The 25077-nt window shown below is 71.7% G+C and carries 24 protein-coding genes and 6 tRNA genes; 21 read left to right on the forward strand and 9 right to left on the reverse strand.

Annotated features, from left to right (window positions below; genetic code table 11):
* Positions 1 to 91: 91 nt before the first annotated feature.
* The 10 genes from OG866_RS35720 to OG866_RS35765 all read left to right on the forward strand — a co-directional run bounded on the left by OG866_RS35720 (position 92) and on the right by OG866_RS35765 (position 13679).
* Entirely contained in the window at positions 92 to 742 is a 651-nt protein-coding gene (locus OG866_RS35720; protein WP_329341239.1) for an HAD-IA family hydrolase, read from the forward strand.
* A gap of 323 nt (positions 743 to 1065) precedes the next feature.
* Entirely contained in the window at positions 1066 to 2097 is a 1032-nt protein-coding gene (locus tag OG866_RS35725; protein WP_329344445.1) for a methionine ABC transporter ATP-binding protein, read from the forward strand.
* Positions 2094 to 2819 (forward strand): methionine ABC transporter permease, encoded by a 726-nt coding sequence (locus OG866_RS35730; protein ID WP_329341240.1) that lies wholly within the window; start codon positions 2094 to 2096, stop codon positions 2817 to 2819. Before OG866_RS35725 ends, OG866_RS35730 begins: the two co-directional genes overlap by 4 nt.
* A gap of 90 nt (positions 2820 to 2909) precedes the next feature.
* Entirely contained in the window at positions 2910 to 3743 is an 834-nt protein-coding gene (locus OG866_RS35735; RefSeq protein ID WP_329341242.1) for a MetQ/NlpA family ABC transporter substrate-binding protein, read from the forward strand.
* A gap of 129 nt (positions 3744 to 3872) precedes the next feature.
* Positions 3873 to 4511 carry a GNAT family N-acetyltransferase gene (locus tag OG866_RS35740; RefSeq protein WP_329341243.1) on the forward strand — a complete coding sequence of 213 codons (639 nt, stop codon included), beginning with the start codon at positions 3873 to 3875 and terminating at the stop codon, positions 4509 to 4511.
* A gap of 104 nt (positions 4512 to 4615) precedes the next feature.
* Positions 4616 to 5827 carry a precorrin-6y C5,15-methyltransferase (decarboxylating) subunit CbiE gene (gene cbiE / locus OG866_RS35745; RefSeq protein WP_329341245.1) on the forward strand — a complete coding sequence of 404 codons (1212 nt, stop codon included), beginning with the start codon at positions 4616 to 4618 and terminating at the stop codon, positions 5825 to 5827.
* 367 nt (positions 5828 to 6194) lie between these two features.
* Positions 6195 to 10715 (forward strand): nicotinate-nucleotide--dimethylbenzimidazole phosphoribosyltransferase, encoded by a 4521-nt coding sequence (gene cobT / locus OG866_RS35750; RefSeq protein ID WP_329341247.1) that lies wholly within the window; start codon positions 6195 to 6197, stop codon positions 10713 to 10715.
* A 450-nt stretch (positions 10716 to 11165) separates the two neighbouring features.
* The gene (gene cobA / locus OG866_RS35755; RefSeq protein ID WP_329341248.1) at positions 11166 to 12398 is read left to right on the forward strand and encodes a uroporphyrinogen-III C-methyltransferase; all 1233 of its coding nucleotides are present in this window, start codon (positions 11166 to 11168) and stop codon (positions 12396 to 12398) included.
* Between the two features lie 64 nt (positions 12399 to 12462).
* On the forward strand, positions 12463 to 13281 hold the full coding sequence (locus OG866_RS35760) for a TrmH family RNA methyltransferase (RefSeq protein WP_329341250.1): 819 nt from the start codon (positions 12463 to 12465) through the stop codon (positions 13279 to 13281).
* The gene (locus OG866_RS35765; RefSeq protein WP_329341252.1) at positions 13278 to 13679 is read left to right on the forward strand and encodes an NUDIX domain-containing protein; all 402 of its coding nucleotides are present in this window, start codon (positions 13278 to 13280) and stop codon (positions 13677 to 13679) included. Before OG866_RS35760 ends, OG866_RS35765 begins: the two co-directional genes overlap by 4 nt.
* Positions 13680 to 13682: 3 nt before the next feature.
* Here the strand turns inward: OG866_RS35765 and OG866_RS35770 are convergent, their stop codons facing one another.
* Positions 13683 to 15098 (reverse strand): serine/threonine-protein kinase, encoded by a 1416-nt coding sequence (locus tag OG866_RS35770; RefSeq protein WP_329344447.1) that lies wholly within the window; start codon positions 15096 to 15098, stop codon positions 13683 to 13685.
* Between the two features lie 196 nt (positions 15099 to 15294).
* Between OG866_RS35770 and OG866_RS35775 the strand changes: the two genes are divergently transcribed.
* The 4 genes from OG866_RS35775 to OG866_RS35790 all read left to right on the forward strand — a co-directional run bounded on the left by OG866_RS35775 (position 15295) and on the right by OG866_RS35790 (position 17496).
* On the forward strand, positions 15295 to 15534 hold the full coding sequence (locus OG866_RS35775) for a hypothetical protein (RefSeq protein ID WP_329341253.1): 240 nt from the start codon (positions 15295 to 15297) through the stop codon (positions 15532 to 15534).
* A gap of 232 nt (positions 15535 to 15766) precedes the next feature.
* Entirely contained in the window at positions 15767 to 15964 is a 198-nt protein-coding gene (locus tag OG866_RS35780) for a hypothetical protein (RefSeq protein WP_059196429.1), read from the forward strand.
* Between the two features lie 219 nt (positions 15965 to 16183).
* Positions 16184 to 17119, forward strand: coding sequence for a phosphotransferase family protein (locus OG866_RS35785; RefSeq protein ID WP_329341255.1), 936 nt, complete (start codon positions 16184 to 16186; stop codon positions 17117 to 17119).
* An 80-nt stretch (positions 17120 to 17199) separates the two neighbouring features.
* Positions 17200 to 17496 carry a TFIIB-type zinc ribbon-containing protein gene (locus OG866_RS35790; RefSeq protein WP_329341257.1) on the forward strand — a complete coding sequence of 99 codons (297 nt, stop codon included), beginning with the start codon at positions 17200 to 17202 and terminating at the stop codon, positions 17494 to 17496.
* Positions 17497 to 17558: 62 nt separating this feature from the next.
* On the opposite strand, the gene OG866_RS35795 is transcribed toward OG866_RS35790, so the two are convergent.
* From OG866_RS35795 to OG866_RS35815, 5 genes are all read right to left on the reverse strand, one after another.
* A tRNA-Val gene (locus OG866_RS35795) sits at positions 17559 to 17630 on the reverse strand.
* 32 nt (positions 17631 to 17662) lie between these two features.
* Positions 17663 to 17734 (reverse strand) — tRNA-Val (locus tag OG866_RS35800).
* A gap of 32 nt (positions 17735 to 17766) precedes the next feature.
* Positions 17767 to 17838: transfer RNA gene (locus tag OG866_RS35805), tRNA-Val, on the reverse strand.
* 1 nt (position 17839) lies between these two features.
* Positions 17840 to 17913, reverse strand: a tRNA-Cys gene (locus tag OG866_RS35810).
* Positions 17914 to 17954: 41 nt separating this feature from the next.
* Positions 17955 to 18027, reverse strand: a tRNA-Gly gene (locus tag OG866_RS35815).
* A gap of 177 nt (positions 18028 to 18204) precedes the next feature.
* On the opposite strand from OG866_RS35815, the gene OG866_RS35820 reads away from it, so the two are divergent.
* From OG866_RS35820 to OG866_RS35830, 3 genes are all read left to right on the forward strand, one after another.
* Positions 18205 to 19251: a chorismate-binding protein gene (locus tag OG866_RS35820; RefSeq protein WP_329341259.1), complete on the forward strand. Its 1047-nt coding sequence runs from the start codon at positions 18205 to 18207 to the stop codon at positions 19249 to 19251.
* Positions 19248 to 20069: an aminotransferase class IV gene (locus tag OG866_RS35825; protein ID WP_329341261.1), complete on the forward strand. Its 822-nt coding sequence runs from the start codon at positions 19248 to 19250 to the stop codon at positions 20067 to 20069. The genes OG866_RS35820 and OG866_RS35825 overlap by 4 nt, the downstream gene beginning before the upstream one ends.
* Before the next feature lie 70 nt (positions 20070 to 20139).
* Entirely contained in the window at positions 20140 to 20964 is an 825-nt protein-coding gene (locus OG866_RS35830) for a GNAT family N-acetyltransferase (protein WP_329341263.1), read from the forward strand.
* Positions 20965 to 21009: 45 nt separating this feature from the next.
* Here OG866_RS35830 and OG866_RS35835 read toward each other — a convergent pair whose 3' ends face one another.
* Positions 21010 to 21537, reverse strand: a complete 528-nt coding sequence (locus OG866_RS35835) for a DsbA family protein (RefSeq protein ID WP_329341265.1) — start codon at positions 21535 to 21537, stop codon at positions 21010 to 21012.
* 372 nt (positions 21538 to 21909) lie between these two features.
* On the opposite strand from OG866_RS35835, the gene OG866_RS35840 reads away from it, so the two are divergent.
* Together OG866_RS35840 and OG866_RS35845 are read left to right on the forward strand one after the other, a co-directional pair.
* Positions 21910 to 22353 (forward strand): hypothetical protein, encoded by a 444-nt coding sequence (locus OG866_RS35840; RefSeq protein WP_329341266.1) that lies wholly within the window; start codon positions 21910 to 21912, stop codon positions 22351 to 22353.
* Between the two features lie 156 nt (positions 22354 to 22509).
* The gene (locus OG866_RS35845; RefSeq protein ID WP_170068264.1) at positions 22510 to 22662 is read left to right on the forward strand and encodes a hypothetical protein; all 153 of its coding nucleotides are present in this window, start codon (positions 22510 to 22512) and stop codon (positions 22660 to 22662) included.
* A gap of 88 nt (positions 22663 to 22750) precedes the next feature.
* Here the strand turns inward: OG866_RS35845 and OG866_RS35850 are convergent, their stop codons facing one another.
* Both OG866_RS35850 and OG866_RS35855 read right to left on the reverse strand, forming a co-directional pair.
* The gene (locus OG866_RS35850) at positions 22751 to 23311 is read right to left on the reverse strand and encodes a CGNR zinc finger domain-containing protein (protein ID WP_329341269.1); all 561 of its coding nucleotides are present in this window, start codon (positions 23309 to 23311) and stop codon (positions 22751 to 22753) included.
* Between the two features lie 241 nt (positions 23312 to 23552).
* Positions 23553 to 23966: an SsgA family sporulation/cell division regulator gene (locus OG866_RS35855; protein WP_004002642.1), complete on the reverse strand. Its 414-nt coding sequence runs from the start codon at positions 23964 to 23966 to the stop codon at positions 23553 to 23555.
* Positions 23967 to 24157: 191 nt separating this feature from the next.
* Between OG866_RS35855 and OG866_RS35860 the strand changes: the two genes are divergently transcribed.
* Complete coding sequence (locus tag OG866_RS35860; RefSeq protein WP_329341271.1) at positions 24158 to 24610, forward strand: TIGR02611 family protein; 453 nt, start codon at positions 24158 to 24160, stop codon at positions 24608 to 24610.
* Positions 24611 to 24689: 79 nt separating this feature from the next.
* Positions 24690 to 24761, forward strand: a tRNA-Val gene (locus tag OG866_RS35865).
* Positions 24762 to 25077: the final 316 nt, after the last annotated feature.

The raw sequence follows: 25077 nt of genomic DNA on the forward strand, positions 1-25077 counted from the left end.
CGGAAGACCGGCCGGGGTCGGCCCCGGCCTCGCCCCGAGGCGCCGTGCAGAGAGATTCGAGCAACCGGCGCGACCCCGTAGGGTCGAGGGCATGAAGATCCGTGCACAGGCCATGCTTTTCGACAACGACGGCACCCTCGTCTCCTCCCTCGCCTCCGTGGACCGCTGCTGGCGGCAGTGGGCCGAGGAGTACGGCATCACGGCCGAGGACTTCGCGCGCGTGGAGCTGCACGGGCGGCCGGCCGTCGAGATAGCCGCTGATCTGCTGCCCGCCGAGATCGTGCCCAAGGCCGTCGCGCGGATCGAGAGGCTGGAGGTGGAGGACGTGCCCAACGACGGTGTCCAGCTGCTGCCCGGCACCCGCGACTTCCTCGCCTCGCTGCCCGCCGACCGCTGGGCCGTGGTGACCTCCGCCACCCGCCGGCTCGCCGAGGCCCGCCTCGACGCCGTCGGCATCCTGCCCAAGACCCTCGTCTGCGCCGACGACATCACCCGCGGCAAGCCCGACCCCGAGCCCTACCTCCTCGCCGCCCGCGAGCTCGGTGTGGACCCCGCCGACTGCGTCGTCTTCGAGGACGCCCCCGCGGGCCTCGCGGCCGGACGCGCCGCCGGGATGATCACCGTGGCATTGACCACAACCCACCAGGCCCACGAGCTGGAGGCCGACCTGGTGATCGAGAACCTCTCGGCCTTGTCCGCCCTGGTCACGGCGGCCGGCGTGGAGATCTCCACCCGACCGTGAGACCTGTCCGCCGCTGTCCACGATGCGGACAGCGGCGGTTGGTAAGGACCATACGTCTGCTTTACTGATTCCATGACCACGACGAGCAGCCGCACCCTTGCGACCGAGGCGACCATGACGCCCGGTGCTCGCTGTATGTGTCGAATGTGCGCCTTCTAGAGGGCCCCCGCACCACCCCCTGAGCCTCGCGCCCCGAAGCGAGCAGCTGTGGCATGTCCGTACGTGTTTCGCCGTACGTGACCGTGCTGCCCCGCGCACACCCGTTCCTCTCGTACCAGGGCACACCCACGCCCGCGTACGAACTCGACAGTGATGGAATCCCAGTGATCACCACAACGGGCCTCACCAAGGTCTACCGCTCACGCGGCCGAGAGGTCACCGCCCTCGACGGCGTCGATCTCCACGTCCGCGAAGGCGAGGTCTACGGCGTCATCGGCCAGTCCGGCGCCGGCAAGTCCTCCCTCATCCGCTGCGTCAACCTGCTGGAGCGCCCCACCGCCGGCACGGTCACCGTCGCCGGCCGGGACCTCACCGCCCTCGCCGGGCGCGGCCCGCGGGCCGGCAAGGAACTCCGCGAGGCGCGCAGCCGTATCGGCATGGTCTTCCAGCACTTCAACCTGCTGTCCTCCCGGACCGTCCAGGACAACATCGAGCTGCCCCTCGAGATCCTCGGCAAGTCCGGCAAGGAGCGCTCGCGCAAGGCACTGGAACTGCTCGACCTCGTCGGGCTGGCCGACAAGGCGAAGGCCTACCCGGCCCAGCTCTCCGGCGGCCAGAAGCAGCGCGTCGGCATCGCCCGCGCCCTGGCCGGCGACCCCAAGGTCCTGCTCTCCGACGAGGCCACCAGCGCCCTCGACCCGGAGACCACCCGCTCCATCCTCCAGCTGCTGCGCGACCTCAACCGCCAACTGGGCCTGACCGTCCTGCTCATCACCCACGAGATGGACGTCGTGAAGTCGATCTGCGACTCCGCCGCCCTCATGGAGAACGGCCGCATCGTCGAGTCCGGGACGGTGAGCGAACTGCTCGCGACCCCCGGCTCCGAGCTCGCCACCGCGCTCTTCCCGGTCGGTGGCGAGGCCACCGGCGCCGACCGCACCGTCGTCGACGTCACCTTCCACGGCGAGGCCGCGACCCAGCCGGTCATCTCCCAGCTGTCGCGCACCTACAACATCGACATCTCCATCCTCGGCGCCGCCATCGACACCGTCGGCGGCCTCCAGGTCGGCCGGATGCGCATCGAACTGCCCGGCCGCTACGAGGACAACGTCGTGCCGATCGGGTTCCTGCGCGAGCAGGGCCTCCAGATCGACGTCGTCGACGAGCCGGTGCTCGTGAAGGAAGGTGCCAAGTGACCTGGTCCGAGATGCAGCCCCTGCTGTCCCAGGCGTGTTGGGACACCCTCTACATGGTCGGCTGGTCCACCGTCATCGCCGTCGTCGGCGGCCTTCCGCTCGGTGTCCTCCTCGTCCTCACCGACCGGGGCGGGCTCCTCCAGAACGTCGTCGCCAACAAGGTCATCGGTCAGGTCGTGAACGTCGCCCGGTCGATGCCGTTCATCATCCTGATGGTCGCGCTGATGGGCTTCACCCGCTCCATCACCGGCACCACCATCGGCCGTGAGGCCGCGATCGTGCCGCTCGCCATCGGGGCGATCCCGTTCTTCGCGCGCCTCGTCGAGACGGCGGTTCGCGAAGTGGACGGCGGACTCGTCGAGGCCGTGCAGTCGATGGGCGGCAACACCTGGACCATCGTCCGCAAGGTCCTCGTACCGGAGTCGCTGCCCTCCCTGATCGCCAGCACCACGACCACGATCGTGGCGCTGATCGGCTACTCCGCGATGGCCGGCACCGTCGGCGCCGGCGGCCTCGGCGACATCGCCATCCGCTACGGCTACCAGCGCTTCGAGACCCAGCTCATGTGGATCACCGTCGCGATCCTCGCGGTCGTCATCTCGCTGATCCAGTTCGCCGGCGACATCGCGGCCCGCTCGCTGCACAGCCGCGGCGGCAAGACGGGTCCGGCGCCGAAGCTGCGGCTGCTGAAGGCCGCGACGGCCGACACCAAGACCGTCTGACCCACCCCCTCGAAAGCTTCCGAAAGCTTCCGAAAACTTCCCCGCACACCCATCGCGGGGTCGCTCTGCCCAAAAGGAAAGGCACTTTTCGTGCGTAACACCGCAAAGCTCACGACCGCAGTCCTCGCCGCCGGCGCCCTCACCTTCGGGCTCGCCGCATGCGGCTCGGAGAACGGCTCCGCGGGTTCCACCGACACCAGCGGCCCGCTGGTCGTCGCCGCGAGCCCCACCCCGCACGCCGAGATCCTCAACTACGTCAAGGACAACCTGGCGAAGAAGGCGGGCCTCGACCTGGAGGTCAAGGAGTTCACCGACTACGTCACGCCGAACACGGCGACGGAGGACGGCTCGGTCGACGCCAACTACTTCCAGAACCAGCCGTACCTCGACGACTTCAACAAGAAGAACGGCACCCACATCGTGCCCGTCGTGACGGTCCACCTGGAGCCGCTCGGCCTCTACTCCCACACGGTGAAGAGCGCCGACGCGCTGAAGAGCGGCGCCACCGTCGCGGTCCCGAACGACAGCGTCAACGAGGCCCGTGCGCTCAAGCTCCTCGCCGCCAACGGGATCATCACGCTCAAGGACGGCGTGGGCAACGAGGCGACCCCCGCCGACATCACCAAGAACCCCAAGAACCTCAAGTTCAAGGAGCTGGAGGCGGCCCAGACCCCGCGCTCCCTGGACGACGTCGACGCGGCCGTCATCAACGGCAACTACGCCATCGAGGCCGACCTCTCGCCCGCCGAGGACGCCCTCGTCCTGGAGTCCGCGACGGACAACCCGTACGGCAACTTCCTCGCGGTGAAGGACGGCAACGAGGACGACCCGCGCGTGAAGAAGCTCGCCAAGCTCCTCACCTCCGACGAGGTCAAGAAGTTCATCGAGGACAAGTACGACGGTTCCGTCATCCCGTCCTTCTGATACGTACCGATACGTACAGGGTCCACTCGATCACCCCGAGTGGACCCTGTCGTGCGGTTGAGTGCTTTCATGCTGCATGCTGGGCAGTTCAGCAGGCCCTGAAGGTTCCCGAAGGTTACGGAGCGGCGCATGACTAGCACCTTCCCCAACATCTCCATCAGCACGGAGCGGTTGGTGCTGCGTCCCCTCGACGAGGACGATGTGCCCGCGTTGACCGAGATGATGAACGACGAGCAGGTCGCGGCCTGGACCGACGTTCCCCAGCCCTTCACCGAGGAGAACGCGCGCGGCTGGATCAGCGAGTACGCGCCCACCGAACGCGCGGCGGGCCGCGGACTGGACCTCGCCGTCACCGAGTTCCTCACCCAGCGCCTGGTCGGCGTCGTCCAGCTGACGAAGACCAACTGGCACATCCGCGCCACGGAACTGTCGTACATCATCGCCCCCTGGGCCCGCGGCGAGGGCTACGCCTCCGAGGCCGCGCTCGCCACCGCCCAATGGCTGTTCACCGACCAGAAGTTCGAGCGCATAGAGCTCCGCACGGCCGCCGACAACACCGCCTCCCAGCAGGTCGCCCAGAAGATCGGCTGCATCAGCGAGGGCGTCCTGCGCAACGCCTGCATAGCGCGGGTCCGCACCGAGGACGACACCTGGGCCGACGTCCGCACCGACTTCATCGTCTGGAGCCTGCTGCCGGAGGACATCGAGGGCGCGGGGGAGCAGTTGGCCGACTCGGGCGGTTTCACGTCGTACGGCGACTGGAACTGAACCAGGAGGGGCGGACGGTACCGCTTTCCGCGTTCGCCGGGTCGACCAGGTACCCTCACGGAGCCCGCCCCTGACGACCTGCGCAAACCTGGAGACTGACGAAGATGGCCGACCGGGTCACGGTGATCGGCTGGGACGGCTCGCCGCTGACGGCCGCGGCCCGCGCCGCGCTCGGTGCCGCGACCCTGGTGGCGGGCGCCGCCCACCATCTGGAACTGCCCGAGGTACCGCCCGGCGCCGAACGCACCCGCCTCGGCAGTGTCTCGCTGGCCGCCCGCCGGATCGCCGGCCACCGCGGCACCGCGGTCGTCCTCGCGGACGGCGATCCCGGCTTCTTCGGAGTCGTACGAACCCTGCGCGCACCCGAGTTCGGCCTGGAGGTCGAGGTCGTCCCCGCCGTCTCCTCGGTCGCCGCCGCCTTCGCCCGCGCCGGCATGCCCTGGGACGACGCCCAGGTGGTCGTCGCACACCGCCGCACCCTGCGCCGCGCGGTGAACGTGTGCCGCGCCCACACCAAGGTCGCCGTCCTCACCTCACCGGGCGCCGGCCCCGCCGAACTCGGCCTCCTGATGGAGGGCGTCCACCGCACCTTCGTCATCTGCGAGGAACTCGGCACCGCACGCGAACAGGTCACGGTCCTCACCTCCGACAAGGCCGCCGATCACACCTGGCGCGACCCCAACGTGGTCATCGTCATGGGCGGCCCGGTCGCCGCGGCCGACGGCGGCGGCTGGATCGCCGGCCGGGACCCCGGCACCGGACCGCGCGGCTGGGTCCAGCCCGCCGACGCCTACGACGGCCCGCTCGGCGAGGGCGAGACCGAGGTGCTGCGCGCGGCCCAACTCGCCCGTCTCGGCCCGCGCGTCGGTGACCTCGTCTGGGACATCGGCTGCGGCAGCGGTGCCTTCGCCACCGAGGCCGCCCGGGCCGGCGCCGCCGTCATCGCCGTCGACCGGGACCTCACCGCCTGCGGCCGCACCGACGCCGCCGCCCGGCGGTTCGGCGTCCAGCTCCAGATCGTCCGCGGCACCGCCCCGCACGTCCTGGAGAACCTGCCCGAACCGGACGTCGTCCGCGTCGGCGGCGGGGGAGCCGCGGTCGTCTCCGCGGTCGCCGACCGCCGCCCCCAGCGCATCGTCGCCCACGCCTCGACCCGCGACGAGGCCGAACTCCTCGGCCGCGACCTGACCGAACACGGCTACCGCGTCGAGTGCGCCCTCCTCCAGTCCGTCGAACTCGACACCAGGGCCTGGACGGAGACGGAACGGAGCGTCGCGTTCCTGCTCAGCGGGGTATTGCCCGACCGCACCGGGTGACCCTGTTTGTCCTCCCCGTGATCCTGTTGTCGTACTGCGCGCGGTAGGCTGGCCGACTGTTGTACCGCACCCCGTGGCCCGGCCTTTCGTTCGTCAATGTCCGGAAAACGCGCCCGTTTTGGGGTGGGTGTGGTACGGCAGAACCGGAGGACGCGCAACGTGGCGCAGTCCACAGCGGGCTGTCGCGGATCAACCTGTCGCGACGGGGGAACGGCCGGGACAATGCCAGTTAATGGCTTTGTCGTCTTTCTCGGCGGGCCGTTCGTGCCGCTGGGCACGCACGCTCGTTCTTCACTGCGGGGGCGGTCGGTGCGCCGTTCCCGGTGAGCTGGTCGTAGAAGCACTAACCGATGGGCGAGGGGTACGCATGACCGACACCGGCCAGGTCCCGGGCGAGGGACTGCCGGAGAACGTAGGCATGGTGGAACAGCCGGGCGTCCCTGCGCACGGTGCGTACACCTACCTCTCCGAGACCACCGCCGAGGACGAAGACCTGTTGCTGCTGCCGGGCGCCCAGGGCGCATGGGGCAACGAGGTCGCCCCGCCCGCGCCGGAGCCCGTCGTCGAGACCGTGCAGGCGCCGTTCGCGGACGCGGTGCAGGAGCCGTTCGCCGACGCCGCGCAGGAGCCCTTCGGGCAGCCCGCGCAGGAGCCCTTCGGGCAGCCCGCGCAGGAGCCCTTCGGGGAGTTCGCACAGGGTGCCCCTGCGGAGCCTGTGCACGAGCCCGGTCCGCATGAGACGGCCGGCCGCGACAGCGGCTCCGTCGACCTCGGCGGCGTCCGTTTCCCCAACCCGCAGCCCGTCCCGTCAGCTCCTACGACGCCGATCCCGCCGATTACCCCTCGTCGGCCCCTGCACCTCGGCCCGCCCATCCCGGACGCCTCCGCGAGCCCGGTCCGCTCCCTCGCGGACCGCGGCCCCGCAGGCGCGCCGCCCCGCCACGCGGGCCCGCCGACCACGGGCCCCGAGTACCTCGACGTCCCGCAGTCGCTGCGTGAGATGGCCCCGCAGGGCGCCGCACCCTGGGGCGCCCAGGCCCCCGCGGGCGCGGTGGCCCAGGCTGCCGAAACGGTTGTCCCGGCGATGGACCACGCGGTCCAGCAGACCCCGGAGCCGGTGGGCGCGGCCCAGGCCACGGTCGCCCGCCTGACGGGTGAGGCGGGGGTTGCCACGGCTGTGGGGCAGGCGGGGGGTGCGCCGTCGGAGGGCGTGTATCCGGAGGGTGCGCTTCTGGAAGGTGCGCCGTCGGAAGGTGTGTATCCCGAGGCCGCGTATCAGGAGGGCGTGCAGTTCGAAGGTGCGCAGTCGGAAGGCGTGCAGTTGGAGGGTGCGTATCCGGCGGCGCAGGCTCCGGTCGGCGGTGAGGATGCTCCCGTCGCCGGTGCGGTGTCCGACACGGACGGTGGGGAGCCGCCGGTGGCCGGGGAGGTTCCGGCCGAGGCTTCCGAGACCGGCGGTGCGGACCTGGCCGGTGCCGGTGCCGGTGCCGGTGTCGATGCCGAGCAGACCGCTGCCGTGGTGAACGGTGGTGAAGTCGGTCAGGCGGTCGCCGCCGAAGCCGCCCAGGCTGCCGGAGTTGAGGCCGCCGATACTGCGGGGCAAGCCGTCGACGCGACCCCCGTTGCGGACGCCGGGCAGGCCGCGGCCACCGGGGTCCTGCCCGAGGCCGTCGCCGGTCAGGTTGCCGAGGCTCCGGTTGTACCGCCGGGTGTCGAGCCGACGGTTCCGCAGGCCGCCGAAGTCACCGAGGCGCACGTGCCGCAGGCCCAGGGCGCCCCGGAGTCGCAGGTGCCGCTGCCTCCGGAAGCCGTTGCGCCCGAGACCGGGCAGGTCGCGGATGCTGTGGCGGCCGATGAGGCCGGGGAGGCTGCCGTGGCTGAGGCCACCGGCCAGCCCGCCGTGACTCAGGCTGCCGACTCCACCGCCGAAGCCGTTGCTCTCGCTCCCGTTGCCGAAGCCACCGACCCGGCTGCCACGCCGGAAGAGGTCACCCCCGCAGTCACCGAGCCGGAGGCCACCGTTCCCACGGCCCCCGCCCCTGACGCCGCCGCCCCGACCGTCATCGCGCCCGCGCCTGAAGCCACCGACGCCGCTGCCGTAGCCGAGACGAGCACCCCCGTAGAGGCGGCTCCCGGCGAAGCCCCCGCCGCCACGCCCGAGCCCGCCCAGGTCGCCGAAGCCCCCGCCGCCCCGTCCGAGGCCCCCGTCGCCGAGACCGTGACCGTCTCCGAGCCCCCCGCCCCGGCTCAGGCTCCGGCGCTGGCCCCGGACGCCCCCGAAGCCGTACCGACCCCGCAGGCCGCCGAAGGCGTGACGCAGCCGTCGCAGCCCGAGGCGACCTCACCGGCGACCGCCCCCGCGGCTCCTGCCACGGACACCCCCGAGGCGACCTCACCGGCAACCGCCCCAGCGACTCCCGCCACCGACACCCCCGCGACGGCCGTCGCCGTACAGATCGCGCAGCCGGAGGACACCGCCACGGCCGCCGACCCCGTCGCCGCCGCGGAGGTCATCGCCGTGGAACCGTCGCCCGAAGCCGCCCCCGGCGCCGAGCCGTTGCCCCACCCCACGGACCTCGCACCGGGCACCCCCGATCAGCAGACCGCGGCCGAGGCGGGAGCCACCCCTCAGCCGGTCGCCGCCCCCGACCCCGCGCTCCAGGTCGTGGACGCACCTCAGCCCGAGGTTCCGGCGACGGACGCGGCCCAGCCGGGATACCTCCAGGCCGTTCCCGTTCCCGTCCCCGCTGCCGCATCCGCGCAAGCCGACGCCCCGCAGCTCTCGGCCCCCCACGGGCTCATCGCCGAACCCGCGGGCCCCCAGGTGCTGTTCATGGACCAGGCCACGCCCGCGCAGACCCCCGGCGCCTCCGCCACTCCCCATCCCGACCAACCCCTGGGCCAGTTCGTCCAGGTGGAGGGTTCCGTGCCGACGACTCCGCACCTCGCCCCCACTCCACCGCAGCCGCTGGTCCTCCCCGCGGAGGCCGCGGGGGACGCCGGGGCTCCGCAGGACCAGGCCGCGGTCCCCGCCCCCCGCGAGGGCGACGACCCGGAACTCGTGGAACTCGTACAGAACGCCGACGACCTGGACACCCGGGCCGCCGATCAGGAAGAAAGCACGGCCACCGTGGAAGAAGTACGTCAGTCCACCGGCCCGGCCGCGCCCGCCTACGACGACGCCGAGCGCGAGGCCGTCCTCAAGGTCATGCGCGAGCGCCGCGACATCCGCAACGGCTTCCGCAGCGACCCCATCCCGCACGAGGTGCTGCTCCGCGTCCTGGAGGCGGCCCACACGGCCCCGTCCGTGGGCCACTCGCAGCCGTGGGACTTCGTCGTCATCCGCTCCGCCGACACCCGCCGCAGCATGCACGAGTTGGCGATGCGCCAGCGTGACGCGTACGCCAAGTCCCTCCCCAAGGGCCGGGCGAAGCAGTTCAAGGAACTGAAGATCGAGGCCATCCTCGACACCCCGGTGAACATCGTCGTCACCGCCGACCCGACCCGCGGCGGCCGTCACACCCTCGGCCGGCACACCCAGCCGCAGATGGCGCCGTACTCCGCCGCCCTCGCCGTCGAGAACCTGTGGCTCGCCGCCCGCGCCGAGGGCCTCGGCGTCGGCTGGGTCAGCTTCTTCGACGAGCGCGAGATGGTGCGGGCGCTGGGCCTGCCCGAGCACCTCGAAGTCATCGCCTACCTGTGCGTCGGGTACGTAGACGAGTTCCCGGACGAGCCCGAGCTGATGCAGGCCGGCTGGTCCAAGCGCCGCCCGCTGTCATGGGTCGTCCACGAGGAGACGTACGGCCGCCGCGCCCTGCCCGGCGAGGAGCCGCACGACCTGCTCGCCGAGACCGTCTCCCAGATCCGCCCGCTGGACGCGAAGGCGCTCGGCGAGGCCTGGGAGCGGCAGAAGCGGATGACCAAGCCGCCGGGCTCGCTCGGCATGCTGGAGATCATCTCCGCCCAGCTGTCCGGCCTGTCCCGCCAGTGCCCGCCGCCGATCCCGGAGCCCGCGGCGGTCGCGATCTTCGCCGGTGACCACGGCGTGCACGCCCAGGGCGTCACCCCCTGGCCGCAGGAGGTGACGGCCCAGATGGTCGCCAACTTCCTCGGCGGCGGCGCGGTCTGCAACGCCTTCGCGAGCCAGGTGGGCGCCGAGGTCTGTGTGGTGGACGTCGGCGTCGCGGCCGACCTCCCCGCAACCCCCGGCCTGCTGCCCCGCAAGGTCCGCGCGGGCACGTCCGACATGACCACCGGCCCCGCGATGACCCGCGAGGAGGCCAAGCAGGCCATCGAGGTCGGCATCGAGACGGCCCGTGACCTGGTCGCGGCCGGCAACAAGGCGCTCCTGACGGGCGAGATGGGCATCGCGAACACCACCGCGTCCGCCGCCCTGATCTCGGTCTTCACGGACACCGACCCGGCCGAGGTGACCGGCCGCGGCACCGGCATCAACGACGAGACCCTCGCCCGCAAGACCGAGGTCGTCCGCCGTGCCCTCGAACTCCACCAGCCCGACCCCGCCGACCCGATCGGCGTCCTGGCCGCGATCGGCGGCTTCGAACACGCGGCGATCGTCGGCCTTCTCCTGGGCGGCGCCTCCCTGCGCACCCCGGTGATCCTGGACGGCGTCAGCGCCGGTGCCGCCGCCCTGGTGGCCCGCGCCATCGCCCCCGAGGTCCTCGCGGCCTGCATCGCGGGCCACCGCAGCGCGGAGCCGGGCCACGTGGCCGCCCTGAACAAGCTGGGCCTGCGCCCCCTGGTCGACCTCGACCTCCGCCTCGGCGAGGGCACCGGCGCACTGCTCGCCCTGCCGCTGGTCCAGAGCACGGCAAGGGCGATGCACGAGGTGGCGACGTTCGACTCGGCAGGGGTGACCGAGAAGTAGGGCACAGAGAGGTGCCCGGCGCGGCGGGTTCTGTCGTCCGGGTACCTCTGGCGCCCGGACGGCGCGGTGCCTGGCGGTCACTTGTCACTTCTCGGTGTGCCGCGGTGATGGGCGGGCGCTCCGCACGGCGGAACGGATCGGCATGACCGCCCCGCCGGGTGAGTGCTCCGCACGGCGGAACGGATCGGCACGACCGCCCCGCCGGGTGAGTGCTCCGCACGGCGGAACGGATCGGCATGACCGCCCCGCCGGGTGAGTGCTCCGCACGACGGAACGGATCGGCACGACTGCCCCGCCGGGTGAGTGCTCCGCACGGCGGAACGGGTGGGCACGACCGCCCCGCACCCGGCAGTGACGCCCAGCCACCGGACACCCGACCCGCCGAACCCGCCCACCCCTTAAAATCTGCACGTCAGGGCCACCGCCAAGCCCCCGGAGGAGCCGCCCCTCATGGCCGAAAACCCCGCCTACCCCGTAGGCCTCCGCCTCACCGGCCGCAAGGTCGTCGTCCTCGGCGGCGGCCAGGTCGCCCAGCGCCGCCTCCCGGCGTTGATCGCGGCGGGCGCGGACGTCCTCCTCGTGTCCCCCGAGGCGACCCCCTCCGTCGAAGCCATGGCGGACGCGGGTGAGATCGCCTGGGAGAAGCGCCCCTATGCGACCGGTGACCTCGCCGACGCCTGGTACGCCCTGATCGCCACCAGCGACACCGCGGCGAACACCGCGGCCTCCGCCGAAGCCGAAGCGCATCGCGTCTGGTGCGTCCGCTCCGACGACGCGGACCGGGCGACAGCCTGGACCCCGGCCACCGGCCACAGCGAGGGCGTCACGGTCGCCGTGCTCACGACCGACGCCAAGGGCCGCGACCCCCGCCACACCGCCGCCATCCGCGACGCGGTCGTCGAGGGCCTGCGCGACGGCACCCTCGTCGCGCCCCACCACCGCACCCGCACCCCCGGTGTCGCCCTCGTCGGCGGCGGCCCCGGTGACCCGGACCTGATCACGGTCCGCGGCCGCCGTCTCCTCGCCGAGGCCGATGTCGTCATCGCCGACCGCCTCGGCCCGCGCGACCTTCTCGCCGAACTCCCGCCGCATGTCGAGGTGATCGACGCGGCGAAGATCCCCTACGGCCGTTTCATGGCCCAGGAGGCCATCAACAACGCCCTGATCGAGCACGCCGTGCAGGGCAAGTCGGTCGTACGTCTGAAGGGCGGCGACCCCTACGTCTTCGGCCGTGGCATGGAGGAGCTGCACGCCCTCGCCGAGGCCGGCATCCCGTGCACCGTGGTCCCCGGCATCTCCAGCTCGATCTCGGTCCCGGGCGCGGCCGGCATCCCGGTCACCCACCGCGGTGTCGCACACGAGTTCACGGTGGTCAGCGGCCATGTCGCCCCTGACGACGAGCGCTCGCTCGTCGACTGGCCCTCGCTCGCCAAGCTCACCGGCACTCTCGTGATCCTCATGGGCGTCGACAAGATCGGCAGGATCGCCGAGACGCTGGTGGCGCACGGGAAGTCCCCGGACACCCCGGTCGCCCTCGTCCAGGAGGGCACCACCGCCGCCCAGCGCCGGGTGGACGCCACCCTCGCGACGGTCGGCGAGACGGTCGTGCGCGAGGACGTGAAGCCCCCGGCGGTGATCGTCGTCGGCGCGGTCGTCGGCGTGGGCCCGCAGGCATCCGCGTAACCCCGGGTAACCCAACTCGTACCCAGCCGTTGGCACCGCACCCAGAGCAAGGCAGTATCACCCTGTGGCCGATCTCATCACCGTCGAGGATCCCGACGACCCGCGCCTGCGCGACTACACAGGCCTGACCGACGTGGAGCTGCGCCGCAAGCGCGAACCGGCCGAGGGCCTGTTCATCGCCGAGGGCGAGAAGGTCATCAGACGGGCCAAGGACGCCGGCTACGAGATGCGGTCGATGCTGCTGTCGGCCAAGTGGGTCGACGTCATGCGCGATGTCATCGACGAGCTCCCGGCGCCGGTGTACGCGGTCAGCCCGGAGCTCGCCGAGCGGGTCACCGGCTACCACGTGCACCGCGGCGCGCTCGCCTCCATGCAGCGCAAGCCGCTCCCGACGGCGACCGACCTCCTCCAGACCGCCCACCGGGTCGTGGTCATGGAGTCGGTCAACGACCACACCAACATCGGCGCGATCTTCCGCTCGGCGGCGGCCCTCGGCATGGACGCGGTGCTGCTGTCGCCCGACTGCGCCGACCCGCTCTACCGCCGCAGCGTGAAGGTCTCGATGGGCGCGGTCTTCTCCGTCCCCTACGCCCGCCTCGACAGCTGGCCCAAGAGCCTGGAGTCGGTCCGCGAGGCGGGCTTCAGCCTCCTCGCCCTCACCCCGGACGAGAAGGCCAAGACCCTCGACGAGGCCGCCCCGCACAAGATGGACCGGGTCGCCCTGATGCTCGGCGCCGAGGGCGACGGCCTCTCCACCCAGGCCCTGGTCGCCGCCGACGAATGGGTCCGCATCCCGATGGCCCACGGCGTCGACTCCCTCAACGTCGGCGCGGCGGCGGCGGTCGCCTTCTACGCGGTGGCCACGGGCCGCCCCGAGCTGTGAGCCCCGGGTCCCAACGCCAGGCGATCGTCGCGGTCCTCCTCCGGGGGGACCGCGTCCTGGTCGTCCGCCGTGCCCCGGGCGTGGCCCGCCCCGGCTACTGGCAGCCCCTCAGCGGCAAGCTCGAACCGGGGGAGACCCAGCGGGAAGCGGTGATCAGGGAGGTTCGTGAGGAGGTCGGCCTGACGGTCGTCCCGCTCGCCAAGGTCTGGGAGTCGCAGACCGACGACGGCGTCTTCCGCCTGCACTGGTGGACCGCCCGCGCCGACGACGGCGAGGTGGTCCCCGACCCTGCGGAAGTGGCTGACACCCGCTGGATCACCCCTGCGGAATTCCCGGCCCTGGACCCGGTCTTCGAGGGCGACCTCGAGTTCTTCGACCGCGTCCTCCCGGGCCTCTGAGCCTCAGTCGGCCGTCTCCAGCGTCGACTCGAACCGCTCGGACATCAACTTCCCCTTGTCCAGCGGCGGATAGTGCACCTGCTGCTGCCGTACGCCGTCACGGTCGTCGCCGATGCCGCGCGCGGGCCCCTGACACCCCTGGGCCGCGGCGATGCCGAGGGCCACCAGCAGGGTCACGACCACGAACACGAACAGCCGCTGCCGCAGCAGCCTCGGATTGGCGGGCCGCCGGCCCGTCCCCGTGGTCCTGGGTGCCGGGCGCCCCGTACCACTGCGCGGCGCCGGACGGCTCCCGCCGCCCGACCGGGTCGTGTTCCGCGAGGCCGGCGTGGGCCGGGCACCGGACCGGGACGCGGGGCCACCACCCCGCGACGGCGTCCCGTTCCGCGACGGAGCGGGCCCGCGCGAGGACGACGGCGTACCGCCGCGCGGCGCCGGAGTGCGCTGCGTGGGACCCGGCTGCGAACCTTGAGCCCCCTGAGGCCGCCGCTGCTGCACCCGCTGCTGGTCGGGATAGCTCTCGGTGACCCGCCCGGCCGGCCGGTCCATGTCGGCACCGCGTGGCGCGGGAGGCCGTACGTCCGCGAGTCCCTGCGCCTCCCGTGCGGCGATCTCCTTGAGCCGCAACGACAGTTGGAGCGTGCTGGGCCGCTCCTCCGGATCCTTGGCGAGACAGGCGCGCACGAGCGGAGCGAGGGCATCCGGTACGCCGTGCAGCTGGGCCTCCTCGTGCACCACCCGGTACAGCATCACCTCGGAACTGCCGTGCCCGAAGGGCGAGTCGCCCATCGAGGCGTACGCCAGCGTCGCGCCGAGCGAGAACACGTCGGTGGCCGGGGTGACGGCCGCGCCGCGCACCTGCTCCGGCGCGAGGAAGCCGGGCGAGCCGACGGCGGTGCCGACGTGCGTGAGCGTCGAGGCCCCCGTCGCCCAGGCGATGCCGAAGTCGATGATCCGCGGACCCTTGGGGGAGAGCAGGATGTTGGACGGCTTCAGATCCCGGTGCACGACACCGGCCTCGTGCACGGCGACCAGCCCCTCCGACAGGGCCGCACCGATCGCGGCGACCTCCGCCGCGACCAGGGATCCCTCGTCGGCGACCTTGTCGTGCAGGGAGGGGCCGGGGACGTACTGGGTGGCGAACCACGGCCGCTCGGCGTCCAGATCGGCGGCCACGAGCCGCGCCGTACAACCGCCCCTGATCCGCCGGGCCGCCGACACCTCACGCGCGAACCGCGAACGGAACTCCTGGTCCTCCGCCAGATCGGGCCGGATCACCTTCAGCGCTACCCGCTGCCCCTTCTTGTCGGAGCCCAGGTAGACGACGCCCATACCGCCCGCGCCGAGCCGTCTGTGAAGCCTGAACGAGCCGACGACGCGCGGGTCCTCGCGCCTCAGGCGCATCATCGCCATGTTCATCCCCGCTGCCCGGTCCGTGTGACGTGCCACAGCTTACGTTTATGCGGCCGCCCGCGCGCAGAGGCCGCGCCCTCTCGTCCCGACGGATTGTCAGTGCCCGGTGGGAGAATTGAGGGGTGGTCAGGGAGCGTGCGCTCGGACGGGCTTTGATCTGCGCGCCTTCCCAACCATCCATCGCAGAAGGGGGATTGAACCCGTGAAGGGTGATCGCGTGGAGATAGTCGTGGACGCAGGGGACACGACGCGTACATACGAGGTGGTGGCGAGCAGGGCGGGCCGCCGCGTGGAGACGGCGGTCCGCCGAGGGGTCGTAGAAGTGAGCGAAGTCACCCGCAGCGGGTCCGTCGTCCGGACGGCCCGCTTCATGGCGACCCGCGTCCTGGCGCTGGTCGAGCAGCCGGTGCCGCGCGAGGACGGCTCGGAGAAAGCACGCTAAAGCGGGCGCCCCCTCGGGGAAGACCCGGAGACCTAGGTCCTCGTCTCCACCCAGGGGAGTACTCCGCAGGTCATGGCTCATCCTCCGGGAGGCCCGGCAATCGGTACGAAGGCATGACGTGCGGCGCTCGCCGTCCGCCTAGATTTGAGGTCAAGCGGCGGGTGCAGCACTCGTCCCCCGAGGTCAGACACCCGCCGCTGCCAACGACAACAGAACGGTCAGGAGAGGGACCATGGCCCACACGGCACCGCGGACGATCGTCCGCACACAGGGACGCACCACGTTCCGCCCCCGCCGCACGGGCCGTCGCCACCCGCTGGTGGCGACGCTGATGGCCCTTCCTCCTGCGGTCCTGCTCTTCCTCCTCTTCGGAGGCTGGGAGACCGTGGCCACACAGGCGTCGTCCGTGGGAGTGATGCTGGGGCGCTGAGCGGCGACCCCAGGCCCGGAAGAGCGGTCCGGGCGGGGACATCCACCCATGAAACCCCGTGGGGACGGGGGTGCGGCGGACGGCACAAATGCCGGCGCAGCTGGGGAGCTGCGCCGGCATTGCTTTTCCCGCGGCGCGGTCGCTTCGAGCGACCGGGCCGCGGGCGACGCGGGACCTCCCCGTACGCTCCCATCAGACCCATCGCGTCGAGGGAGCCCCGTGACCGCCACCGCCCTGCTCTCCGAGCTCACCACCCGAGCCGAGGCCACGGCCCACTCCCGCACCTCGACCTGTGTCTGCGGCACCAGCACCCTCGCCGACCGCCCCGACGCCACGGTGGTCCGTCATGCCGACACGGTCGCGAAGGCCCACGCCCCCGCCACACCCCCGGCCGCACTGACCGCCCGCCTCACCGCCGCCGTCCACCTTCCCGACGTCCTCCTTCCGCCGCTCAGCCCCACACCGGCGGACCTCCACGGCCGCCTCGTCACGTTCTGGCCGTACGGCACCCCCGTGGACCCGGAGAACCCGGACGCGGCCCCCTGGGAGGAGGTGGCGGCTCTCCTCGCCCGTCTCCACCGCACCCCCGCTGCCCCGGACCTGCCCCCGATGCGTGGCCCGGCCAAGGCGGCCCAGGCGGTCGACCGCCTCCGCGCGGTCCCTCCCCACCCGGCTACGGATCCCGTCCTGCGCGCCTGGGCCGCCCTCCCCGCCTGGGCCCGGGCCGAGGCGCCCATGCCGGACACCCGGACCCTCTGTCATGGCGACCTCCACCTCGGCCAACTCGTCCGCCACCCCGCACCCGACGGTCCCTGGCTCCTCATCGACGTCGACGACCTCGGCACCGGCGTCCCCGCCTGGGACCTCGCCCGCCCGGCTGCCTGGTACGCCTGCGGTCTGCTCCCGCCCGACGAGTGGACCCGCTTCCTCGACGCCTACCGAGCCGCGGACGGACCCGCCGTACCGCCCCACGGCGACCCCTGGCCCGCCCTGGACGTCCCGGCCCGCGCCCTCACCGTCCAGACCGCGGCACGCGCGCTGACGAAGGCCCTGACCGCAGGCCGCCCGCTCGACGAGGTCGAACTGTCCCTGATCGACGCCTGTGCCCGAATGGGTTCCGCCCCACCCGAGTTGACCGGGACTTTCGCGAAGTAGGGTGCAACCGACCGCAGCCGGACAGTGTCTGTCCTGGCGATACATGAAGCAGGACCGACCGGCGAGGAGTTGAGCCGACCATGCAGTGTCCCAAGTGCCATGCACCCATGCACACGTACAACCGCAACGGCGTTCAGATCGAGCAGTGCAGTGGCTGCCGCGGGATATTCCTCGACTACGGCGAGCTTGAGGCGCTGACCCGCCTGGAGTCCCAGTGGAGCCAGCCCGCCCCGCCGCCACCGGCCGCCCCGCAGGCGTACCCCACGGCTCCCGCGGCGCCCGCCTGGGGTGCCCCGCAGCACGGCGGTCACCACGGCGGCCACTACGGTCACCACCAGCGGCACAAGAGCTTCGGCCACATGCTGTTCTCCAGCTGAGCGGTCCGAGGGCCGAGCGCCCACGAAGAAGCCCCCGGCACAAGGCCGGGGGCTTCGGTGTGTGGACGATACTGGGATTGAACCAGTGACCTCTTCCGTGTCAGGGAAGCGCTCTCCCGCTGAGCTAATCGTCCTCGGGGTCACAGTCGAGACTGTGGATCTTGCGTGCGCGATACTGGGATTGAACCAATGACCTCTTCCGTGTCAGGGAAGCGCTCTCCCGCTGAGCTAATCGCGCGGGTCAGGCCTTCGATGATCTCGAAGATCCAGTGGACGATACTGGGATTGAACCAGTGACCTCTTCCGTGTCAGGGAAGCGCTCTCCCGCTGAGCTAATCGTCCTTGGAGGTGGAGACGGGATTTGAACCCGTGTAGACGGCTTTGCAGGCCGTTGCCTCGCCTCTCGGCCACTCCACCAGGAGTGTCGGGGGTTCGGGATGATCCCCCTTGCTCTTCCGAGCGAACGACGAGGTTCGAACTCGCGACCTCAACCTTGGCAAGGTTGCGCTCTACCAACTGAGCTACGTTCGCCTGTCTTTCCGTTCCGCTTGCGCGTCCCGGCGACGTGTTGAACTCTAGCGGATTCCTGGGCCAGCACAAAAACGCGTTTGCGCAGCGTGCTGCGCTGCGCCTGGCCACACACCTGGTCAGGGGCTCCGAAGGGACATGACCAGGTCACCCGCAGGTCACCCGCCATAGACTCGACGCGTGCTCGACCTCGCTCCCCTCGCCCGTTTCGGTGACCGTGTGGCCACCGGTCTCCTCGACGTCACCAGCGACCCGGCCGCCCTGGACTCCAGCGGCTTCTGGGCGGTCTGCGCCGACTTCGAGGGCCGTCTGACCTGCGCCCGCTTCCGGGACGTACGCCGGGAGCCGGTGCCCGCCCCGGTACCGGGGGCGTGGCAGGGCCCGGCGGTCGGCGACTGGACGTCGTCCCTCGACCGCGCCGGGTACACGGCCGGGGTGCGGCGCATCCGCGAGCACATCGCGGCCGGCGAGGTCTATCAGGCGAACCTCTGCCGCGTCCTGAGCGCGCCCGTGGCCCCCGACGCCGACGTGGACGCGCTGACCGCGCTGCTGGCCCGCGGCAACCCGGCACCGTACGCAGGAACGATCCGGCTGCCCGAGCACGGCGTGGAGATATCCACCGCCTCCCCCGAGCTGTTCCTGCGCCGCGACGACCGGGTCGTCGAGTCCGGGCCGATCAAAGGCACCGGGCGCACCGAGGCGGACCTCCTGGAGAAGGACTACGCCGAGAACGTCATGATCGTGGACCTGGTCCGCAACGACATCGGCCAGGTCTGCGCCACCGGCAGCGTGAGCGTCCCCGACCTGTGCGTCGTGGAGAAGCACCCCGGCCTCGTGCACCTCGTCTCGACGGTCCGCGGCGAGCTGCGCGACGGCGCGGGCTGGCCGGAGCTGCTGGCCGCCGCCTTCCCACCCGGCTCCGTCACCGGGGCGCCCAAGTCCAGCGCCCTGCGCATCATCGACGCCCTGGAGACCGCACCCCGCGGCCCGTACTGCGGGGGCGTCGGCTGGGTCGACGCCGACCGGGGTACCGGAGAGCTGGCCGTCGGCATCCGCACCTTCTGGATCGACCGCGCCCAGGGCGCGCTGCGCTTCGGCACCGGCGCGGGCATCACCTGGGGTTCCGACCCCGAGGGGGAGTGGCGGGAGACCGAGCTGAAGGCCGCCCGGCTGCTCGCGGTAGCGTCGGGAACGTACGAGGTGAGCGGAGAGGGACCAGCAACGTGAAGATATGGCTCGACGGCGTGCTACAGGACAGCGAGTCCGCCCGCGTCTCCGTCTTCGACCACGGGCTGACCGTGGGCGACGGCGTCTTCGAGACCGTGAAGGCGGTGGACGGCCGTCCCTTCGCCCTGACCCGGCACCTGGACCGGCTGACCCTCTCGGCGCGCGGCCTCGGTCTGCCCGACCCGGACCTGGACGAGGTGCGCCGCGCCTGCGCCGCCGTTCTCGACGCCAACCCCATGCCGCTCGGCCGGCTGCGCATCACCTACACCGGCGGCCACGGCCCGCTCGGCTCCGACCGCGGCGAACACGGCCCGACCCTGGTCGTCGCCCTCGGTGAGACGACCCGCCGCCCCGACTCCACGGCCGTGATCACGGTCCCCTGGACCCGCAACGAGCGCAGCGCGCTGACCGGCCTGAAGACCACCTCGTACGCCGAGAACGTCGTCGCGCTCTCCCGCGCGCACGGCCAGGGTGCTTCCGAGGCGCTGTTCGCGAACACCGTCGGGCAGCTGTGCGAGGGCACCGGGTCGAACGTCTTCGTCGTCCTGGACGGTGAGATCCACACCCCGCCGCTCGCCTCCGGCTGCCTCGCGGGCATCACGCGCGCGTTGACCGTCGAATGGACCGGCGCCCAGGAGACCGACCTGCCGCTGGACGTCCTGGAGCGGGCAGAGGAGGTCTTCCTCACCTCCACCCTGCGCGACGTACAGGCCGTGCACCGCGTCGACGGACGCGAACTGCCCGCCACCCCGGGTCCGGTGACCGCCAAGGCCATGCGCGTCTTCGGCGAGCGGGCCGGGAACGACCTCGACCCGTAGAGGCTCGGCTCCCGGAGGGTGCGCGAATATTCGGCTGCTCCGGGGCGCGGCAGCGGGTAGAACACCCGTGATGACCACGACCCTGCGGCCGACCGAGCCGCTCCAGCAGAACGCCGACGGCACGCGTTCGCGCCACTACCAGGTGTGCGTGAACAGCCGCCCCGTCGGCACCGTCCACCTCGGCACCTCGCCCGCCTTCGGGGCCTCGGTGGCGCGCATCCACGAGCTGCGCATCGAGGAACCCGACCGGCGACGGGGCCGCGGGACGGTGGCCGCGCTGGCCGCCGAGGAGGTCGCGCGCGGCTGGGGCTGCCGGGAGATCGAGATCAGCGTCCCCGGGACCGCCGAGGCGGCCCTGCGGCTCGTCACGGCGCTCGGCTACGTCCTGCGCAACCGCGGCATGGAGAAGCAGCTCGACGACACCCCGCCCACCCTGCCGGACGGCTACCGGGCGCGCCCCATGACCGAGGCCGACTTCGAGACCTGGCAGGCGCACGAGATGGAGGACTACGCGCGCACCTGGATCGATCGGGGCGTGCCCGAGGCCGAGGCCCGCGCCAAGTCCGAGCGCGACCACGAGACGCTCCTGCCCCAGGGCCTCGGTACCAAGGACATGTGGTTCAACATCCTCGAACACGAGGGCACCCGCGTGGGCGTCCTGTGGCTCGCCCTGCGCGACGGGAAGCCCTTCGTCTACGACGTCGAGGTCGACGCGGACCAGCGCGGCCACGGCCACGGCCGCGCCCTGATGCTCCTCGCGGAGACCCAGGCCCACGCCCTCGGCAAACGCACGATCGGCCTCAATGTGTTCGCGGACAACACCCCGGCCGAGCGGTTGTACGAGTCACTCGGGTACGAGACGACGAGGTACGCCTACTACAAGCGGCTGCTGTAGCTTCCGGGGGCTTGGGGGCTTGGGGGCTTGGGGGACCGGTGAGCCTCAGGCGCCTTCGCCGGCGGCCAGCAGCCGGTCCACGATCTCCTCGATGCGCTCGCGCAGGCCCTCCTGGCTCTTGCCGCCGTCGAGACGCTCGCCGTCCACGACGTACGTCGGGGTGCCGGTCACGCCGATCGCCTTGCCCTCGGCCTGGTCGGCGTCCACGATCAGGATGTGCCGGCCGTCGATCAGCGCGGTGTCGAACTCCTCGGCGTCGAGGCCCAGTTCACCGGCCACCTCGACCAGGAAGGGCTCTCCCTTACGGTCCAGCTCCTCGACCCGCCCCAGCACAGCCTCGACGTACTCCCACGCCTTGCCCTGCTCCGCGGCCTCCTCGGCGGCCTGCGCGGCCGCGAACGCGTGCTTGTGCTTCTCCAGCGGGAAGTGCCGCAGCCGCAACTCCAGCCGGTCGCCGTAGCGGGCGCGCAGGGCCCGGACGTCGTCCAGGGCGCCACGGCAGTCCGGGCACTGAAGCTCGCACCAGACATCAACCACGGGAACGACGGAACGCACGGGGGAGGAGTCACTCATGCCCCCAGTCTCCCAGCCCACCCCCGCACAACCGAATCGGCCTGCCTCCGACGGGAACGGGCGGGGCTTGGGCGACGGAATCGGTCTGACCGCGGCGCGGCTGCCCGGCCCTGGCCGACCGAGCCGGACTCTGTCGGGCTCGGCGCGCGGGGCGGGGCTCAGGAATTCGAGCCGGTCTGGGGCGCGGCCCGCCTCGACCGGCCCTTGACACCAGCCGTCCGGTCCGCCCCTCGGTGTGCTCCCGACCGGCACCTGCGGACGACCTGACCCGGAGATGTCCCTGATGTCCCGCCGGGGCATGGCCCCGTGGGGTGCGGGCGGTGCAGGATGGAAGGGACGAAGTGCCTGACCGACCCCTGCCTGGAGGACCGGATGATTGCCGAGACCGTCTGTTCCGCCGTCTCCGTGGCCGGCCTGGGCATCGCGGCGGTCACGGCGTACCGCAAGCGCTTCCTGGCCGCCGCCCGGCTCGCCGCGTACTCGCTCGTGCCGATCGGCCTGGTGATGACCGGTGTCGTCGAGTGGCTGGCCGACACCGCGTTCAGCGTCACGGCCTGGGCCGGCTTCGGGGTGCTCGGCGCCGCCTGGCTGCTTCTCTCCGCCACGCGCGCGGTGGAGCGCCGGCGTGGTGGCACCCGCAAGGAGCGCAAGGCGGCCGCCCGCTCCGCCCAGCGGGAGGCGGTCGCCCCGGCGGCCTCGGCGCCCTCCCTCGGCCCGGCCGCGCGTCCGGCGTCCCGTCCGGCCGCCGCACCGCGCTCGGACTCCGCGGAGGACTTCAGCGACATCGAGGCCATCCTCAAGAAGCACGGCATATGACGGATGCGGACGGACTGAAACGACACAGGTCCGTACGCATCCGAACGCGGACGTGAACGTTTCGGACCGAAGATCACGGGATCCGGCGAACTCCCCTTGTCTTTCGGGCGTGTTGGTGACAGCAGGGGTCCTGTCTGCGTCATCATCGCCCGCGAGATGCTGGACACGACACAGAGCGACACCGCGCCGCCGCAGGACGAGCCGCGTGGATGCCTTTTCGCCCTTTCCCAGCCACCGCTGATGATCTTTCTTGCGGTGATCGGGTGTCTGCTGCTCATGGCTGCGCTGCACGATCTGCTGCTGCTCTGAGCCGTACCCGCGGTACCCGGCGTCACCCGCCGGGTACCGCGTCGACACACCTGTCCCTGTGCGCAACAGCTCTGCGCAGCCCTGAGGCTCAGCCCGCCGCTTCCTTGCGGCGCGCCCGGTACGCGGCCACGTGCAGACGGTTCCCGCAGGTGCGGCTGTCGCAGTAGCGGCGCGAGCGATTGCGGGAGAGGTCGACGAAGGCGCGCCGGCAGTCGGGTGCCTCGCAGCGCCGCAGCCGCTCCTGCTCCCCGGCGACCACGAAGAAGGCCAGCGCCATCCCGCAGTCGGCCGCCAGGTGGTCGGCGACGGAGGCGCCCGGCGCGAAGTAGTGCACATGCCAGTCGTAGCCGTCGTGGTCCGTGAGCCGGGGCGTGGTGCCCGCGGCGGCCACCAGCTCGTTGATCATCCCGGCCGCGACCCGGGCGTCCGGGGCCGAGAAGATCGCGGCGAACCGTCCGCGGATCTTGCGCACCGCGGAGAGGTCGAACTCCGAGAGAACCCCGACATCGCTGATTTCGTTCTTTCGTACGAAATCCTCGAGAGCGGCGACGTCCGGCAGCGCGTCCGGGGTCGTGGTGTCCTCCGGTGCGGTGTTCACCAGATCCACCACGGCATCGAGGGCACACCGGGTGTCATGGGTGATGAGCACGTTTCGCTCCCTGGCCTGGGGGGTCGGGCGGGCGCCCGCCCGTGCTGGCCGATGGTAGTGGCTCCACGCGCGCCCGTAACGGCCCCGACCGTGGTGAACCCCACACCGGCGGGCGGACGCACACCGGCGCCGCCCCGCGGGAATCCGCGGCGACGGCGCCGGTGTGCGTACCTATGGAGTTGTCTTGGCCCGAGCCGTCACCCCGAGTCGACGGCGCCGGGCGGCTTGGTGAGGTCTCGCCCTAGCTTTCCGCCAGGATGTGCGAGAGCTCCTGATCGAGGTCGAAGTGCCGGTGCTCCGTGCCGGGCGGCACAGCAGCGTCCGTGCGCTTCAGGAACGACTCCAGGGCCCGTGCCGGGGCCTCGAGCAGTGCTTCGCCCTCCGGGGAGCTCAGGGCGATGCACACGACGCCCTGACCGTGACTGCGCGACGGCCAGACTCGGACGTCGCCGGTGCCGGTGGGCCGGTGGAGGCCCTCCGCGAGGAGGTCGCGGGCGAACACCCACTCGACGGTCTCCTCGGCTCCGGTGTGGAAGGTGGCGTGCACGGCGTAGGGGTCGGCCGTGTCGTACCGCAGGCCTGCGGGGACAGGCAGGGAGGACTCGCTCGACACAACGAGGCGCAGGTGCAGCTCGCAGCTGACCGTGGTGTTCATAAGCGCCAGGGCCTTTCGCTCAGTGTGCGCTCGGGGATTCGCACGTCGGCGAAATCGACATGCCACCTACGGTGCCGTTGTAAACCCCTCTGAGTGTTTTGCGTGCCTTTACGTAACTCTTCCGGCCGAGGTCCTGTTCGCGAGGTACGACCATTCCGGTGACTGGTTTCTCTCCGGTAGGGTTTGGCTGTATGAACACGGGGAGTGACGACCGGGCCGAGGCGGCCGTGGCGTCGGACGAGACGCAGACCAGCGTGGCGGAGAGCGGGCACGGGCTCGGCTCGAAAGCGCCGGAATTCATCAAGGCGCGCCGCATGCTGCACCTGAGCTGGCAGGTCGGGATCTTCATCATCGGCCTGGCGGTCGTGGTCCTGGGGATCATCATGCTTCCGCTGCCGGGGCCCGGCTGGGTCGTGATCTTCGGCGGCATGGCGATCTGGGCGACCGAGTTCGTCTGGGCCCAGCTGGTGCTGCGCTGGACGAAGCGCAAGGTGACCGAGGCGGCCCAGAAGGCGCTCGATCCCAAGGTCCGCCGACGCAACATCATCCTGACGTCGATCGGCCTGGTGATCGTGGCCGCGCTCGTCGGGGTCTATCTCTACAAGTTCGGCTTCGAGATGCCCTGGAACATCAAGGACCAGTGAGCCGCGACCGGGGGTGCCGGTACCGGTTCGCGCTGGTCACAGGCACCCTCTGACATGGGGTAATGTTCTTCCTGCGTCCGGGCGATTAGCTCAGTGGGAGAGCGCTTCGTTCACACCGAAGAGGTCACTGGTTCGAACCCAGTATCGCCCACCGGACACGACGGCCCGTCTGCGAGAGCAGGCGGGCCGTCGTCGTTCCCACCCCCTGCCGCGCGGACCCCTCGTCGGCCGCGGAACCTCCGGCGAATTTCAGCCGGACAACCTCCGGGCCTGGCGGGTCAGTTCATGTTCGGCCGGCCGAACCCCGGCTCCTCACCTGCGACTTCGTCGTGTGTGCCGCGGCACAGTCCGGCGATGGGCCGTCAACTCGCCGATCCGGCCCGCAAGAAATTCCTGTCCGAATCATTGACGCCCTCCGAGGGGCTTCGTACCTTGTGCCAGCAAGCGCTTACTTGAAACGATTCATG

It is taken from the genome of Streptomyces sp. NBC_00663 (assembly GCF_036226885.1).
Taxonomy (GTDB): domain Bacteria; phylum Actinomycetota; class Actinomycetes; order Streptomycetales; family Streptomycetaceae; genus Streptomyces.